The following is a 16,224-nucleotide window of genomic DNA, read 5'->3' as shown; positions in this document are numbered from 1 at the left end:
CACGCGTGGCTGACTCGTTCGTTCATCTGCACACCCACACCGAGTACTCGATGCTCGACGGTGCCGCGAAGGTCGGACCGTTGTTCAAGGAGGCCGAACGGCTGGGGATGCCGGCCGTGGGCATGACCGACCACGGAAACATGTACGGCGCCAGCGAGTTCTACAACGTCGCCAAGAAGTTCGGCATCAAGCCGATCATCGGCATCGAGGCGTACGTCGCGCCGGAGTCGCGCTTCTCCACCAAGCGTGTGCAGTGGGGTGATCCCGGCCAGAAGTCCGACGACGTCTCCGGCTCGGGTGCCTACACCCACATGACGATGGTCGCCGAGAACTCGACGGGCCTGCGGAACCTGTTCAAGCTGTCCTCCCTCGCATCGATCGAGGGTCAGCTCGGCAAGTGGGCCCGTATGGACGAAGAGCTCATCGCCCACCATCACGAGGGCATCATCGCCACGACCGGCTGCCCGTCGGGCGAGATCCAGACGCGCCTGCGCCTCGGCCACGAGCGCGAAGCGCTCGAGGCCGCCGCGAAGTGGCAGGAGATCTGGGGCAAGGACAACTTCTTCCTCGAGCTGATGGACCACGGCCTGTCCATCGAGCGTCGTGTGCGCGAGGGTCTGATCGAGATCGGCCGCAAGCTCGACATCCCGCCGCTGGTGACCAACGACTGCCACTACGTCACCAAGGATGCGGCCGCGAACCACGAGGCGCTGCTGTGCATCCAGACCGGTAAGACCCTCTCCGATCCCACCCGGTTCAAGTTCGACGGCGACGGCTATTACCTCAAGTCGGCGCAGGAGATGCGCGAGCAGTGGGACCGCGAAGTGCCGGGTGCGTGCGACAACACGCTGCTCATCGCCGAGCGCGTGCAGTCCTACGAGGACGTGTGGACCCACCGCGACCGGATGCCGATCTTCCCGGTGCCGGAAGGGGAGACGCAGGCGAGCTGGTTGCACAAGGAGGTCACGCGCGGCCTCGACCGTCGCTTCCCCGCCGGCCCGCCCCGCGAGTACGTCGAGCGCGCCGAGTACGAGATCAGCGTCATCAATCAGATGGGCTTCCCCGCCTACTTCCTCGTCGTCGGCGACCTCATCAACCACGCCCGCGAGGTCGGCATCCGCGTCGGCCCCGGCCGTGGTTCGGCCGCCGGTTCGCTCGTCGCCTACGCGATGGGCATCACCAACATCGACCCGATCCCGCACGGTCTGCTGTTCGAGCGGTTTCTCAACCCCGAGCGCGTGTCGATGCCCGATATCGATATCGACTTCGACGATCGTCGCCGCGGTGAGATGGTGCGCTACGCCACCGAGCGGTGGGGCAACGACAAGGTCGCCCAGGTCATCACGTTCGGCACCATCAAGACGAAGGCGGCGATCAAGGACTCCGCGCGAGTGCAGTTCGGCCAGCCCGGATTCGCGATCGCCGACCAGATCACCAAGGCACTTCCGCCGCCGATCATGGCGAAGGACATCCCGGTCTCGGGTATCACCGATCCGAGTCACGAGCGGTACAAGGAAGCTGCCGAGGTTCGTCAGCTGATCGAGTCCAACCCGGACATCAAGAAGATCTACGACACTGCGCTCGGGCTCGAGGGCCTGATCCGCAACGCCGGCGTCCACGCCTGCGCGGTGATCATGTCGTCCGAGCCGCTCATGGACGCGATCCCGCTGTGGAAGCGCGCGCAGGACGGCGCGATCATCACGGGCTGGGATTATCCGTCCTGCGAGGCCATCGGCCTGCTGAAGATGGACTTCCTCGGTCTGCGCAACCTCACCGTCATCGGCGACGCGATCGAGAACATCAAGGTCAACCGCGGGATCGATCTCGACCTCGACACCCTCCCGCTGGAGGATCCGGCGACCTACGAACTGCTCGCGCGTGGCGACACGCTCGGCGTGTTCCAGCTCGACGGCAGCGCCATGCGCGACCTGCTGCGCCGCATGCAGCCCACCGGCTTCGAGGACATCGTCGCGGTGCTCGCGCTGTACCGCCCCGGCCCGATGGGCATGAACGCGCACAACGACTACGCCGACCGCAAGAACGGGCGGCAAGAGGTCAAGCCGATCCACCCCGAGCTCGAGGAACCGCTGAAGGAGATCCTCGCCGACACCTACGGCCTGATCGTCTACCAGGAGCAGATCATGCAGATCGCTCAGAAGGTGGCCGGTTACTCGCTCGGACAGGCAGACCTGCTGCGTCGCGCGATGGGTAAGAAAAAGAAGGAGATCCTCGACGAGGCCTACGACGGCTTCGCGCAGGGCATGAAGGACAACGGCTTCTCGCAGGCGGCGATCACCGCGCTGTGGGACACCGTTCTGCCCTTCGCCGGTTACGCGTTCAACAAGTCGCACGCCGCCGGCTACGGCCTGGTCTCGTTCTGGACCGCCTACCTCAAGGCGAACTACCCGGCCGAGTACATGGCCGGTCTGCTCACCTCCGTCGGCGACGACAAGGACAAGGCCGCGGTCTATCTGTCCGACTGCCGCAAGATGGGCATCACGGTGCTGCCGCCGGACGTCAACGAGTCGCACACCAACTTCATGTCGGTGGGTGAGGACATCCGGTTCGGCCTCGGCGCCGTCCGCAACGTCGGCACGAACGTGGTCGCCTCGATCATCAAGGGGCGGGAGGAGAAGGGCCGCTACACTGACTTCTCCGACTATCTCAACAAGATCGACACCGTCGCGTGTTCGAAGAAGGTCACCGAATCCCTCATCAAGGCAGGTGCATTCGACTCGCTCGGACACCCGCGCAAGGGATTGATGCTCGTCCACGCCGACGCGATCGACGCGGTGATGAGCACGAAGAAGGCCGAGGCCATCGGCCAGTTCGACCTGTTCGGCGGCGACGACGCCGACGAGTCCGTCGCCGCGGTGTTCAACGTCCGCATCCCCGAGGAGGAATGGGACACCAAGCACCGCCTCGCCCTCGAACGGGAGATGCTCGGCCTGTACGTCTCCGGGCACCCGCTCAACGGCGTCGAGCACGTCCTCGCGTCCCAGGCCGACACCCAGATCCCCGCGATCCTCGAAGGCGCGCTCAAGGACGGCAGCCAGGTCACCGTCGGCGGCATCCTCGCCTCGGTGAACCGGCGCATCAACAAGAACGGTCTCGCCTGGGCGTCCGCGCAGCTCGAGGACCTCACCGGTGGCATCGAGGTGCTGTTCTTCCCACAGTCCTACGCCGTCTACGGCATGGACGTCGTGGAGGACTCGGTGGTGCTGGTCAAGGCCCGGGTGTCGATCCGTGACGACCGGATCTCCCTGATCGCCAACGATCTCGCCGTCCCCGACCTGTCGCAGATCGGGGTCGCGAAGCCGGTCTCGGTGTCGATGCCCACCCGGTTGTGCACCCCCGACAAGGTCGGTGCCCTCAAGAATGTGCTCACGCGCCATCCCGGTTCGTCCGACGTGCACGTGCGGCTCATCACCGGCAGCAAGGTCACCGTCCTCAAGCTCGACGACAGCCTGCGGGTCGAAGCGTCGTCGGCGCTCATGGGCGACCTCAAGGCCCTGCTCGGGCCGGGCTGCCTGGCGACCTAGCGGTCCGCCGCGCGGCACGAGCCCTTCGGTGAGCGCCGCGCGGGAAGCCGGGGTCGGCCGGTGCGTCTAGGAACGGAGTGCGTGCTGCTGGATCCTGCGGACCCACCACACGACGACGGTGACCGCAGCGGCACCGATGACGGCGCTCTCACCGATGACGGCGCTCTGGGCGCTGGTGGTGACGACGAGGACCACGAGCAGGGTCAGGAGACCGGCCGCGAGTGCTTCGAGCTTGTACAGGGGCCAGATCGTGCCGGCGATGTCCACACCGTCGGTGCGCTCACGGTGTATCCGGGGGTCGAGCACGGACATCGCGGTGCACCTCCTGTAGGCCGAGCGACTGTAGGCCGGGCAGAATTCTTTCTTCAGGATAGGCGCAGGGAAGAGTTCGGGCCACCGAACTCGACGATCGGGCGGCGACTGCTACAACGATTGTGTTGACTGGTCGGTATGCCACTGCACGGAGAGTACGAACCGAGTCCCGTCGAATGGAGCGCCAAGCAGGTCGAGGAGTACGAGTCGTCGGGCGGAACCCGCGGCACCACCCTCCAGGGTCGACCGGTCATCATCCTGACCACGGTCGGCGCCAAGTCCGGCAAGCTCCGCAAGATCCCTCTCATGCGGGTCGAGCACGAGGGTAGGTACGCCGCTGTCGCCTCGCTCGGCGGTGCACCGAAGCATCCCGTTTGGTACCACAACATCGTCGCGAACCCGCACGTCGAGGTCAGGGACCGCACCGAGGTGTGGGACATGACCGCCCGCGAGGTCCACGGCGAGGAGAAGGCGCAGTGGTGGGAACGTGCCGTCGAGGCGTTCCCGCCCTACGCGGAGTACCAGGAGAAGACCGACCGCGAGATCCCCGTCTTCGTTCTCGAACCGGTCGAAGGCCCGTAGACCGAGCACGCTCGGACGGACTGTGCTGCTACCCCCTCGATGCGGATCCCGCCGTGGTGGTCGAATCGGGGGAGTGGCAGCATTGACGGGTGACCTCCACTTCGCGAACAGCAGAACCGATGACTCTGACCGCCGTGCCCCGCGCGGCCGACATCGATGCGGCTGCCGAGCGAATTTCGGAGGCGGTCGACCCAACGCCGCTCGAGCGCAGCCCTCGACTCTCGGCGCTCGTAGGCGCCAACGTCTACCTCAAGCGGGAGGACCTCACCCGGGTGCGGTCCTTCAAGCTCCGTGGGGCGTACAACGCCATGGCGCAGCTCGACGCGGCCGAGCGCGCCGCGGGCGTCGTCACGGCCAGCGCCGGTAATCACGCGCAGGGTGTCGCCTACGCGTGCCGGGTGATGGGAATCCAGGGCCGGATCTACGTGCCCACCCGCACTCCCAAGCAGAAGCGCGATCGGATCCGTGTCCACGGCGGCGACAGCGTCGAACTCATCGGTGTCGGCGACACCTTCGACGCCGCGGCCGCAGCGGCAGCCGACGATGCGATCCGCACCGGTGCGACGATGATCCCGCCCTTCGACGACGCCCGCACCGCTGCCGGGCAGGGCACCATCGCGCGCGAGGTCCTCGAACAGCTCGACGGCGATCTCGACGTCGTGCTCGTCCCCGTGGGCGGGGGCGGCCTCATCGCCGGTGTCGCCGCCTATCTGCGCGAGCGGTCCCCACGCACGTCGATCGTCGGCGTCGAGCCGGCGGGTGCAGCGTCGATGACCGCCGCGCTGGTCGCGGGCGGTCCCGTCACGCTGCCGGAGGTCGAGCCGTTCGTCGACGGCGCTGCGGTCAAGCGGATCGGCGACGTCCCCTACGCCGTGGTCTCCGAACTCGGTGCCGAGGTCGTGTCCCATTCGAGCCTGCCGCTCGTGGCTACGCTGCGCCGGGAGGGGCTCGGCCGGGCCCCGTTCGGGATGACCCAGATCGACGAGGGTGCGCTGTGCACCACGATGCTCGATCTGTACCAGAACGAGGGCATCATCGCCGAGCCCGCCGGCGCCCTGTCGGTCGCTGCCCTCGAGTCGATCTCGGTGCAGCCCGGAGCGAACGTGGTGTGCCTGGTGTCGGGCGGCAACAATGACGTCTCACGCTACGGCGAGATCATCGAGCGGTCGCTCGTCCACCGCGGGCTCAAACACTATTTCCTCGTGGACTTCCCCCAGGAGCCCGGCGCACTGCGGCGGTTCCTGGACGAAGTCCTCGGACCGGACGACGACATCACCCTGTTCGAGTACGTCAAGCGCAACAACCGGGAGACCGGCGCTGCCCTCGTCGGTATCGAACTGGGTGCCGCGGAAGACCTTTCGGCTCTGCTCAATCGCATGGACGCGTCGCCGATCGACGCGCAGCGACTCGAGCCGGGGTCGCCGGCCTACCGTTATCTGACGTAACCGGGTGGCCCGGTCACGTCACGGTTGGTGTGCGGTCACCAGCGATTGCACACCAGCCATGGGCCCCACCAATAGCAGTCGGGCCGCCAGTAGTGGTTCCGGTGATGGTCGCGGTCGTACTTCTTGTCGTGATGGTTGTAGTTCTTGTCGTGATCGTGGTGGTCGTACTTTCCGTGGTCGTCGTGTCCTCCGCTGACATTCACGATCCCGGGTGCTGTGTCGACGGTGGGGGTCGCCGATGCGACTCCGGCGGGAGCGAGGACGAGGGCGGTGCTGAGGAATACACTCGCCAGAATCTTCTTGGGTTGCATGGTGATTCACCTCGAGAATTCGAAGGTACTTGAGACGGTACTCGCCCACTCGTGGCATAATCAACGACTTTTTTCGCCTGACGAACGTTATCGGCGGGGCATCTCGGGAGCCTCCAGGATCGCGAAGGACCAGCCCGGGATCAACACTGCGGACTCGGTACGGTTGACCACCGGTTCGTCCCACCAGAGCAGTGGTTTCCCGCCGACCGGCACGGTGACGGGGTCGGGTCCGAGATTGCACGCCACGCGCAGCGCCCCGCGGTGCACGACGAGCCATTTCTCGTCCTCGTCGTACGTCACGTGCACGTGCTCGAGCCAGGGATCGGTGAGCTCGGCACGGTCCCGCCGGAGCGCGATGAGCGCGCGGTAGCACTCCAGCAACCGGGCGTGCCCGCCCTCGTCGCGTTCGTCCCAGCGCAGCTTCGAGCCGATGAAGGTCTCCGGAGCCTGCGGGTCGGGTACGTCGGCGGCGTCCCAGCCGTGTTCGGCGAACTCGCGCCGGCGACCCTCGACCACGGCCGCGGCGAGTTCCGGTTCGGGATGCGACGTGAAGTACCGGAAGGGTGTGCTCGCACCCCACTCCTCGCCCATGAACAACATCGGCGTGAACGGGGACGTGAGCACGAGCGCCGCCTTGAGGGCGAGCTGACCGGGCTCGAGATAGGCACCCGGCCGGTCGCCGAGCGCCCGGTTGCCGACCTGATCGTGCGTGCAGGTGTAGGCGACCAGACCGCTCGCCGGCGTGCGCCGGGTGTCGAGCGGGCGCCCGTGGACCCGGCCGCGGAAGCTCGAATACGTCCCGGCGTGGAAGAAGCCGTGCCCGAGCGTGTACGCGAGGCAGTCCAGCGAACCGAAGTCGCCGTAGTAGCCCTGCCGTTCACCGGACACCGCCGCGTGGATCGCGTGGTGGACGTCGTCGGCCCACTGCGCGTGCAGTCCGTATCCACCGCCGGGCCGGGGAGTGATCAGCTTCGGATCGTTGAGGTCCGATTCGGCGATCAACGACAGGGGGCGGCCGAGATGGGCGGACAGGCGGAACGTCTCGACCGACAGTTCCTCGAGGAGGTGTGTGGCGGTGTGGTCGATCAGCGCGTGCACGGCGTCGAGCCGGAGGGCGTCGATGTGGAAGTCGCGGAACCAGCGCAGCGCATTGTCGAGGATGTACCGGCGCACCTCCCCGGATCCGGGACCGTCGAGGTTGATGTTGTCGCCCCAGATTCCCGGGGCCGCGGAGAGATAGGGACCGAAGCGGCCCAGATAGTTCCCCGACGGACCGAGATGGTTGTAGACGACGTCGAGTGCCACCGCCAGTCCGCGCGCGTGGGCGGCGTCGACGAAACGCTGCAGGGCATCGGGGCCACCGTAGGGTTCGTGCACCGCGTACCAGAGCACGCCGTCGTAGCCCCATCCGTGGGTGCCGTTGAACGCGTTGAGCGGCATGAGTTCGACGAACTCGACACCGAGGTCCACGAGTTCGTCGAGACGGTCGATCGCCGAGTCGAGTGTGCCCTCGGGGGTGAAGGTCCCCACGTGCATCTCGTAGACGATGCTTCCTGTCAGTTGCCGGCCGGTCCAGCCGTGGTCGGTCCACTTCGTCTCGTCGAGCACGTGGAGCTGCGACGGCTCGTGCACGCCCTCCGGCTGCCGCGGAGATCGCGGGTCGGGAAGGACCGTCCCGGTGTCGTCGTCGAGCACGAAACCGTATCGGGTGTCGGGAGCGACGCCGACGGTGGTGCGCCACCAGCCGTCGTCGCCGCGTTGCATGTCGTGGAACCGTCCGTCGGCGAACAGTCGGACGGACGACGGGATCGGAGCCCAGACCTCGAAGGTGTGCACTCGACCAGCATGCCGTGTCGGAGGCGTCGGTGCAGGGGATGGCGCCACCGGCGTACCACCCTGCCGCGCGTCAATTTTGTTGCAGCTGCAATGCACTCGATACTGGGGGAGTGAACCCGAATCCCGAGCGAGCCCGCCGACGGTACACCTCGCCGTTGCGGGAGGAAGCGGCCCGCCGAACCCGCGAGACGATCCGCGACGCCGCGGCGCGGCTGTTCGTTCGCGACGGCTACGTCAGCACCACCGTCAAGAACATCGCGGACGAAGCGGGTGTGGCGGTGCGGACGGTGTTCACCGCCTTCCCCGGCGGCAAGGCGGAGATCTTCCGCGAGGCGCTCGATCACGCGGTGGCCGGCGACGGCGATCCGCGCGCGAGCGAGGCGACAGATCCGGAACCGTCCCATGCCGGCGGCGTGGTCTCGCACGTCGACCTCGTGGTCGAGCAGGTGGTCCGCTACGGCACCGCGATGCTCGAACGCGCGGGCGGGCTGCTCATGACCTCCGTGGAATCATCGGGGGCGGACCCCGACATGCGTCGTTTCGCCGCGGACGACGCGAAGGCGACGGCCGAGAACGCCCGCACCCTCGCGGAAGGACTCGAACATGCCGGCTGGCTGCGCGAGGACGTCACCGTCGAGCACGCGGCCGATGTCCTGTTCACCCTGAGTTCCCCACAGGTGCACGCGCTGCTGAGGCGAGACCGCGGATGGGACGTCGACCAGTACCGTCAGTGGCTCTCGGGAACGCTGCGCGCGACGCTGTTGCGACGAACGGCGCCGTGACGGAGTCGGTTCAGTCGTCGCCGCAGTCGTCGAGGTAGAGCCACTCGCCGTCCTCCCGCACGAACCGGCTGTGCTCGCGCATCGAGTCGGGCACCCCGTCCGCCGTCCAGTGCGCGCGGAAGTCCACCGTGCCGGTCGTATGCAGGAATCCGCCTCCGGTGATGTGCAGGACCTCGAGCCCGGTCCAGCGCTGACCGGGGTCGAACTCGATCGAGCGCGGACGTGTGGACGGGTGCCAGGTGCGCAGCAGGTGCGCCGCGTCGCGCGTCGCGAATGCCGTGTACCGCGAACGCATCAGCCGTTCGGCGGTGGGCGCGCTCGCACCGGCCAGCAGCGGCCCGCAGCATTCGGACAGGGGAACGCCGCGACCGCACGGGCACGGGGAATCCGGGCGGGTGTCGGTGCTGCGGTCGGCTCTGCTCATGGCCACAGTCTCCCCCGATGGGCTCGATCGCCCGGCCTCGGGGCGGTCAGAGCGGGAGCGGACGATGCCGGGCGTGAATGATGTTCTCGGACCGCGCGCTCCGGAGCGCTCCGTGATGCAGAATGCCGGACATGAATGCGCAGCGCTATGTCGGGGTCGTGGGGCCGGGTGAAGCCACGCCCGAACAGCGACGCCTCGCCCGCCAGGTCGGGGGACTCCTCGCCGGACGCCGGGCCGTCGTGGTCACCGGCGGTCTCGGTGGGGTGATGGCGGCAGCCTGCCGTGGCGCTGTGGAAGCCGGTGGGACGACCCTCGGCCTGCTGCCCGGAGACGACCGTGCCGAGGGCAATCCCTATCTGACGGTGGCCGTTCCCACGGGCCTCGGAGAGATGCGCAACGCGCTGCTCGTGCGCAGCAGCGACGCGTTGATCGCGGTGGGTGGAAGCTGGGGCACCATGAGCGAGATCGCGCTCGCGGTCCGCATCGGTGTTCCGGTCATCGCGATCGGCGGTTGGCGGATGCCCGCCGCCGGAGTGCTCGACGTCGAATCGCCCGCCGAGGCCGTCGAGTGCCTGCACGCACTGTTGTGGCGCAAGGACCCGATGTGAGCCGACCGTGACGACGCAGTAGGCACGACACCGTAGACGCGACGCAGTAGGCACGACACCGTAGACGCGACGATGCCCGCCGATCCGGATCGGCGGGCATCGTCTGTTGTGGACTCCTGTGGAGCAGGAATCTACGAGCCGGAGTTGGTGAGCTCGTAACGGCGGCGGTACTCCTCCTGGGACGTCTCGCTGATGTCGACGTCGGTGGCGCGGGCGCGCAGGGCGTCGACGGTGGCCTCCTCACGCGGGATGTGCTCGAAGGGATCCCAGTCGAAGAACTTCGCGGTGTTGGCGAAGGTGATCTTGTCGATCTCCTCGTCGGTGCATTCGCATGCGTCGAGTTCCTCCTCGAGCATCTCGGGGGAGTTCGGCCACGTCGAGTCGGAGTGCGGGTAGTCGCATTCCCACGCGATGGTGTCGACGCCGAGCCGGTGACGGTTGTTCAGTCCGCTCGGTTCGGTGATGTAGCAGGCGAGGAAGTTCTTGCGCCACACGTCCGTCGGGCTCATGCCGGCCGGCAGGAAGCTGGTGCCGGTCCGGGACTGGTTGACGACGTGGTCGTCGATGCTGATCATCACCATGTCTTCGGCCTTCATCGAAACCTCTCTCTGACTGCGCAAAGTCCTGCCGGCGACGGCGCTCGCGATGAGGACTAGATCTTCCGTGCTCGAGAACGTAAACCAAGGACTGCTGCGTATCGCGTGGATTCCGTAGGTGACGATCCTGAATTCACCCCTCGTCGGGATCGGATCTTGCTCGGAAATCCCGGCATTGTTGCATGATTCGCCGAAGGGTGGAACGGTGACGGAACCTTCGACCGTGAGAATGTAATTCTCCATTTCGTGATCGACTACGCCGAGGGGTGATTGCATGTCCGGCCCGACGGGTGTGCCGGGGTGGTTCGGTAATCGAAAATGACAAGAATGCTTGACATGGAATGACAAGCAGAGTTTACTTTTGGTGTGACCGACACACCGAGGAGCAACCGGGTCCGCGAATTCCGCAAGAAAGCGGGACTCACCCAGGCCGCGCTCGGCGACGCGGTCGGCGTCAGCAGACAGAGCATCGTCTCGACGGAGAAGGGTGACTACGCGCCCAGCGTGTACCTCGCCCTGCGTCTCGCCCTCAGACTCGACAGCACGGTCGAGGAACTGTTCCCGCTCACCACCTAGGAGCCCTCATGACGGTCTTCGTGAGAACCGCGCGCTTCATCGGCGATCTGGACGACGAATTCTACCGCGACGAACGTCAGCGAGACGTCTGGAACGAAGCATCGGCGGTGGGATTCCAGTTGTCCCTGTGGATCGCGCTGGTGGCGGCGGCGCTGCTCCCGTGGCTCGCCGGCCGGCCCGGGGCGTGGACGGCACTGGGCATCCTCGTGGCCTGGTTCGTCGTGTCGATCGTGACCCAGTTGTACGCGCGGCAACGCGACGTCGACCTGTACGCCACCGCGAAACTGTGGCGACCCCGCAGTGCCGCCGCCGCCGCGCTCTATCTCGTCGGCGTCGCCGGCATCTTCCTCCGCCTGCGTTACGAGAGCCATCCTTTCGAGAACGACGCCGCGACCTGGGCGGGGCGCGTCGTCGGCGCGGCGGTCGCCATCGTCCTCGCAGGACTGGTTCTCGCCTGGAGTCGGCGACGCACCCAGCGCCGGCTCGACGCGGAGGAAGCGCTCGACGCGCTCGAGGACTAACGCGCGCGGACGAGTGCTGCGACCGGCTGGGAGTCGAGCAGATCGGCCACCCGCACCCGACCGGTGAAGGAGCGTCCGGTCAAGGCATCCGACCAATCGCCGTCCGGCAGGTCGACGGTCGTGTCCTTCCACCCCGAACGCGACAGCGCCACGGTGCGGCGGGAAGCCACCGCGAGGACATCGAGGTCGTCCGACGCCGGACCGCGGCCGAACGCGAGCAGGTGCTCGGCGGCCGGGCCGGTGGCGAGGACCGGAACGTACGCGCCACCGACGAAGCTCGCCGGTCGTTCGCGGCGCAACCGGAGCGCGGTGCGCACGATCGTGAACTTCGCCGGCGCCGAATCAGGGGCGTCGAGCAGCCGCCGTCGGACGTCGAACTCCACCGGCCGCCGGTTGTCCGGATCGACGAGCGAGTCGTCCCACAGTTCGGTGCCCTGATAGACGTCGGGGACGCCGGGGCCGAGCAGTTGCAACAGTTTCTGGCCGCACGAGACGGCCGCGACGTGCGGTTCGACCTCGGTCACGAAAGCGGTGAGCTCACCCGCGACCGGTCCGTCGATCACCGCGTCCAGCCAGCTGCCCACCGCGGTCTCGAATTCCTCGTCGACCTCGGTCCACGTGGTGCGGGTTCCGTTCTCGCGCAGCGCCTTCTGCGCGTAGGCATGTACCCGTTCGCGCAGTTCGTCGGTCACCACTCCGTCGAGCGGCCAGACTCCGAACAGGGTCTGCCACAGGAACAGTCCGATCGCCGGATCCGGTGCGGGCGCCGACTCGTTCCACTGCCCGAGCCGACGGGACCACACGTCGGCGACCTGCGAGAGCACACCGATCCGCGCCCGGACGTCCTCGCTGCGTTTGGTGTCGTGGGTCGACAGGGTGGTCATCGCCCGCGGCCAGTGCCGTGCCCGCTGGGTCCACGCGAGGTGGAACTCGGCCGGGGTGGCCGAGAAACGGCCGGGTTGCCCGCCCACCTCCTGCAGCGAGATCAGCCGCGCCGCCCGATAGAACAGGCAGTCCTCGACCGCCTTGGCCGTCGCGGCACCGCACACCTGGCCGAAGCGGGACGCGGCCTCACCGCCGAGGGCCATCGCCCGGGCGAACACCGCGAGCGCAGGATCGAGCGCGGGTTGCGTCCGCGCGAGGTCGCCGACGATGCGCGGCACCAGGGTTGCGAGCGGCGCGTAGTCGGCGCGGTAGACGGGAAGCTGTGCGGCGACTGCCATCACGGCCTCGCGCAGCGCCGCGTCGTCGCAGCCGGTGTCGCCGGTCTCGCGTCGGATCGCCCGCACGAGGCGGCGCACCTCCGGCGCGAGCCCGCTGCCGAGCACCGATCGTTTGAGGTCGTGTTCGCGGGCGTGCAGCCACGGCGCGTCGCCTTCGGCGCCGGTGAACCTGCGCGACAGGGCGTTCAGCTCCGACTCGCCGGACGGATCGACGAATACCGTCGACAGTTCGCCGAGTGCGTCGTAGCCGGTGGTGCCGTCCACCGGCAGCGTCGCATCCAGCGGTTCGGCATCGCCGAGGATCTTCTCGATCACGAGCCACCGCTCGGGGCCGATCACCTCGCGCAGGCGCGCGAGATAACCGGACGGATCGGCGAGACCGTCCGGATGGTCGACGCGGATCCCGTCGACCAGATCGTCGGCGATCCACGACGCGACCTGCTCGTGCGTCGCGTCGAACACCGCGGGATCCTCCACCCGCACCGCGGCGAGATCGTCGACGGTGAAGAAGCGGCGGTATCCGATCAACCCCGAGTTCCACGCCACGAGCCGGTAGGCCTGCCGCGCGTGGACCTCCTCACCGGTGCCCTCGTCGGTCCCGGGAGCGATCGGGAATCGCTTGTCGTAGTAGGCGAGCATCGGCTCGTCGCCGGAGCGGTCGACGGTCAGCTCCTGCACCGCGTCGTCCGATCCGAGCACCGGCAGAGCGATCCGACCGTCCACACCGTTGTCACCAGCGAGGTCGAGATCGAAGAACGACGCGTAGCGCGATCCGGAGCCGTGCTTCAGGACGTCCCACCACCACGCGTTCTGACGTGGGTCGGCCACCCCGACATGGTTGGGGACGATGTCGACGACCAGCCCCATGCCCCGTGCGCGTGCCTCCCGCGACAACCGTTCCAGACCCTCGCGTCCCCCGAGCGACTCGGAGACCGTGCCGGGATCGACCACGTCGTATCCGTGGGTGGACCCGATCGTCGCGCTGAGGACGGGGGAGAGGTAGACGTGCGAGACACCCAGGGCGTCGAGGTAGTCGAGCAGGGCGACGGCGTCGGCGAAGGTGCACTCGTCGCCGCGCATCTGGAGTCGGTAGGTGGACAACACCGGCGCAGTATTGCCCGCGCCGGCGCCGTTCACACCTGCCGACTCCGTACCGCCGGTGGTCACCGGGTCTTCCGGAGCACCAGAACCGAGCGTGCCTGCACCCGGATCGGCTTACCGGCGACGACCGTCTCCTCGCGCAGACCGTCGGGAACGTCGGTGTCGAGCGCGACCGTCCATTCCTCGGCGTGCGGGCCGTCGGGGGTGACGAACTCGATCGGTTCGTGATGGGCGTTGAAGCACATCAGGAACGAGTCGTCGACGACGCGCTGCCCCCGCTGATCGGGTTCGGGGATGCCCTCGCCGTTGAGGAAGACCGCGAGCGACTTGCCGAAACCGCTGTCCCAGTCCTCGGGCATCATCTCGTCGCCGGCCGGTGTGCGCCACGCGATGTCGCGGGACTGATCACCGCTGCGGATGGGCCGGCCCTCGAAGAACCTGCGACGACGGAAGACAGGGTGGTCGGTGCGCAGCGCGATCACGTTGCGGGTGAACGCGACCAGGTCGGCGTTGGACTCGGCGAGCGACCAGTCCACCCACGAGAGTTCGTTGTCCTGGCAGTACACGTTGTTGTTGCCCTGCTGGGTGCGACCGAACTCGTCGCCGTGGGCGAGCATCGGCGTGCCCTGCGACAGGATCAGCGTCGCGAGCATGTTGCGCTGCTGGCGCCCGCGCAGCGCGAGGACCTCGGGATCGTCCGTGGGGCCTTCCACACCGCAGTTCCACGACCGGTTGTGCGACTCACCGTCGCGATTGTCCTCGCCGTTGGCATCATTGTGTTTCTCGTTGTACGACACCAGATCCGCGAGGGTGAACCCGTCGTGGGCGGTGACGAAGTTGACCGACGCGCCGGGACGGCGGCCGGTGTCCTCGTACAGATCCGACGAGCCGGTCAGGCGCGACGCGAACTCGCCGAGGGTGGCCGGTTCGCCGCGCCAGTAGTCGCGGACCGTGTCGCGGTACTTGCCGTTCCACTCCGTCCACTGACCGGGGAAGTTGCCCACCTGGTAACCGCCCTCACCGATATCCCACGGCTCGGCGATGAGCTTGACCTGCGAGACCACCGGATCCTGCTGGACGAGATCGAAGAAGGCCGACAGCCGGTCGACGTCGTGCAGCTCGCGCGCCAGGGTCGACGCGAGATCGAACCGGAAGCCGTCGACGTGCATCTCGGTCACCCAGTAGCGCAGCGAGTCCATGATCAGCTGCAGGGTGTGCGGGTGACGGGCGTTGAGGCTGTTGCCCGTTCCCGTGTAGTCCATGTAGTAGGCCTTGTCGTCGTCGACGAGGCGGTAGTAGGCGGCGTTGTCGATGCCGCGGAAGCAGATGGTGGGACCGAGATGGTTCCCCTCGGCGGTGTGGTTGTAGACCACGTCGAGGATCACCTCGATGCCCGCCTCGTGGAAGGCCCGCACCATCGCCTTGAACTCGGCGACCACGGCGCTCGGCTTGGTCGACGACGAGTACTCGGCGTGCGGCGCGAAGAACCCGAAGGTGTTGTACCCCCAGTAGTTCCGCAGCCCCTGGTCGAGCAGCACCTGGTCGTGCATGAACTGGTGCACGGGCATCAGTTCGATCGCGGTGACGCCGAGATCGAGGAGATGGTCGATGATCGCCGGGTGCGCGAGACCGGCGTAGGTGCCCCGCATGTGTTCGGGGACGTCCGGATGCGTGGCCGTCATGCCTTTGACGTGGGCCTCGTAGATGACCGTCTCGTTGTAGGGGCGGCGGGGATGACGATCCGTCGCCCAATCGAAGAACGGGTTGATCACCACGGTCGTCATGGTGTGGCCCAGCGAATCCAGGCCGGGAAGCTCTGCGGCGGCGTCGGAGGTCTGCCCCGTCGCGATCGCCTCGGGCTCGGCGTCGTCGGTGGACACGGCGTCGCCGGTGTCGGTGTCCTCGGTGTCGGTGTCCTCGGTGTCGTCCGTGCTCTCGTCCGAGGCGCTGTCGGCCACGGGCTCGGCACCGGGCAGCGGGTACGAGAACAGCGACGGGTCGCCGTCGAACGACCCGTCGAACGCCTTCCCGTACGGGTCGAGGAGCAGCTTGCTCGGATCGCACCGGTGACCGTTCTCCGGATCGAACGGACCGTGCACGCGGTAGCCGTAACGCTGGCCGGGGGAGACCGTCGGAAGGTAGGCGTGCCAGACGTAACCGTCCACCTCCTCGAGCGGGATGCGGGTCTCGGTCCCGTCACGGGAGATCAGGCACAGCTCGACCTTCTCGGCGATCTCGGAGAACAGTGCAAAGTTCGTGCCCGCCCCGTCGTAGGTCGCGCCGAGGGGATAAGGGGATCCCGGCCACACTTCCAGGGGCTCGGGCATCTCGTCGCTGGCGCTCGCTTCGGTGGTCTCCATGCCCG

14 protein-coding genes are annotated in these 16,224 nt (G+C 67.6%); 7 read left to right on the top strand and 7 right to left on the bottom strand.

Features of this window, described 5'->3' with window-relative positions; all coding sequences use genetic code 11:
- Nucleotides 1-5 precede the first annotated feature (5 nt).
- Nucleotides 6-3,542 (top strand): DNA polymerase III subunit alpha, encoded by a 3,537-nt coding sequence (gene dnaE / locus AC6CID_RS06450; RefSeq protein ID WP_498353708.1) that lies wholly within the window; start codon nt 6-8, stop codon nt 3,540-3,542.
- A 66-nt stretch (nt 3,543-3,608) separates the two neighbouring features.
- On the opposite strand, the gene AC6CID_RS06445 is transcribed toward dnaE, so the two are convergent.
- Nucleotides 3,609-3,854 (bottom strand): hypothetical protein, encoded by a 246-nt coding sequence (locus tag AC6CID_RS06445; protein WP_498353707.1) that lies wholly within the window; start codon nt 3,852-3,854, stop codon nt 3,609-3,611.
- Nucleotides 3,855-3,992: 138 nt separating this feature from the next.
- Here AC6CID_RS06445 and AC6CID_RS06440 point away from each other — a divergent pair, with 138 nt between their 5' ends.
- Nucleotides 3,993-4,436: a nitroreductase family deazaflavin-dependent oxidoreductase gene (locus AC6CID_RS06440; protein WP_006554119.1), complete on the top strand. Its 444-nt coding sequence runs from the start codon at nt 3,993-3,995 to the stop codon at nt 4,434-4,436.
- A 119-nt stretch (nt 4,437-4,555) separates the two neighbouring features.
- Nucleotides 4,556-5,881 carry a threonine ammonia-lyase IlvA gene (gene ilvA / locus AC6CID_RS06435; protein WP_064061514.1) on the top strand — a complete coding sequence of 442 codons (1,326 nt, stop codon included), beginning with the start codon at nt 4,556-4,558 and terminating at the stop codon, nt 5,879-5,881.
- Nucleotides 5,882-5,916: 35 nt separating this feature from the next.
- On the opposite strand, the gene AC6CID_RS06430 is transcribed toward ilvA, so the two are convergent.
- Together AC6CID_RS06430 and treZ are read right to left on the bottom strand one after the other, a co-directional pair.
- On the bottom strand, nt 5,917-6,192 hold the full coding sequence (locus tag AC6CID_RS06430; RefSeq protein ID WP_019289739.1) for a hypothetical protein: 276 nt from the start codon (nt 6,190-6,192) through the stop codon (nt 5,917-5,919).
- A gap of 87 nt (nt 6,193-6,279) precedes the next feature.
- Complete coding sequence (gene treZ, locus AC6CID_RS06425; RefSeq protein ID WP_039585198.1) at nt 6,280-8,028, bottom strand: malto-oligosyltrehalose trehalohydrolase; 1,749 nt, start codon at nt 8,026-8,028, stop codon at nt 6,280-6,282.
- Nucleotides 8,029-8,138: 110 nt separating this feature from the next.
- Between treZ and AC6CID_RS06420 the strand changes: the two genes are divergently transcribed.
- Entirely contained in the window at nt 8,139-8,810 is a 672-nt protein-coding gene (locus AC6CID_RS06420; RefSeq protein ID WP_006554115.1) for a TetR/AcrR family transcriptional regulator, read from the top strand.
- Between the two features lie 10 nt (nt 8,811-8,820).
- Here the strand turns inward: AC6CID_RS06420 and AC6CID_RS06415 are convergent, their stop codons facing one another.
- Nucleotides 8,821-9,234 carry a YchJ family protein gene (locus AC6CID_RS06415; protein WP_033097615.1) on the bottom strand — a complete coding sequence of 138 codons (414 nt, stop codon included), beginning with the start codon at nt 9,232-9,234 and terminating at the stop codon, nt 8,821-8,823.
- A 122-nt stretch (nt 9,235-9,356) separates the two neighbouring features.
- Between AC6CID_RS06415 and AC6CID_RS06410 the strand changes: the two genes are divergently transcribed.
- The gene (locus tag AC6CID_RS06410) at nt 9,357-9,842 is read left to right on the top strand and encodes a TIGR00725 family protein (RefSeq protein ID WP_006554113.1); all 486 of its coding nucleotides are present in this window, start codon (nt 9,357-9,359) and stop codon (nt 9,840-9,842) included.
- A gap of 131 nt (nt 9,843-9,973) precedes the next feature.
- Here the strand turns inward: AC6CID_RS06410 and AC6CID_RS06405 are convergent, their stop codons facing one another.
- Nucleotides 9,974-10,438, bottom strand: a complete 465-nt coding sequence (locus AC6CID_RS06405) for an amidohydrolase family protein (protein WP_235367100.1) — start codon at nt 10,436-10,438, stop codon at nt 9,974-9,976.
- 366 nt (nt 10,439-10,804) lie between these two features.
- On the opposite strand from AC6CID_RS06405, the gene AC6CID_RS06400 reads away from it, so the two are divergent.
- Entirely contained in the window at nt 10,805-11,014 is a 210-nt protein-coding gene (locus AC6CID_RS06400; protein WP_019289735.1) for a helix-turn-helix transcriptional regulator, read from the top strand.
- A gap of 8 nt (nt 11,015-11,022) precedes the next feature.
- Nucleotides 11,023-11,535: a hypothetical protein gene (locus AC6CID_RS06395; protein WP_064061512.1), complete on the top strand. Its 513-nt coding sequence runs from the start codon at nt 11,023-11,025 to the stop codon at nt 11,533-11,535.
- Here AC6CID_RS06395 and treY read toward each other — a convergent pair.
- Both treY and glgX read right to left on the bottom strand, forming a co-directional pair.
- Nucleotides 11,532-13,925, bottom strand: a complete 2,394-nt coding sequence (treY, locus tag AC6CID_RS06390) for a malto-oligosyltrehalose synthase (protein ID WP_072740437.1) — start codon at nt 13,923-13,925, stop codon at nt 11,532-11,534. The genes AC6CID_RS06395 and treY overlap by 4 nt on opposite strands.
- On the bottom strand, nt 13,922-16,219 hold the full coding sequence (gene glgX / locus AC6CID_RS06385) for a glycogen debranching protein GlgX (protein WP_498353706.1): 2,298 nt from the start codon (nt 16,217-16,219) through the stop codon (nt 13,922-13,924). The genes treY and glgX overlap by 4 nt, the downstream gene beginning before the upstream one ends.
- Between the last annotated feature and the right edge of the window lie 5 nt (nt 16,220-16,224).

The organism is Rhodococcus sp. GQ147 (assembly GCF_059759155.1).
This window is presented reverse-complemented; position numbering and strand designations above follow the sequence as displayed.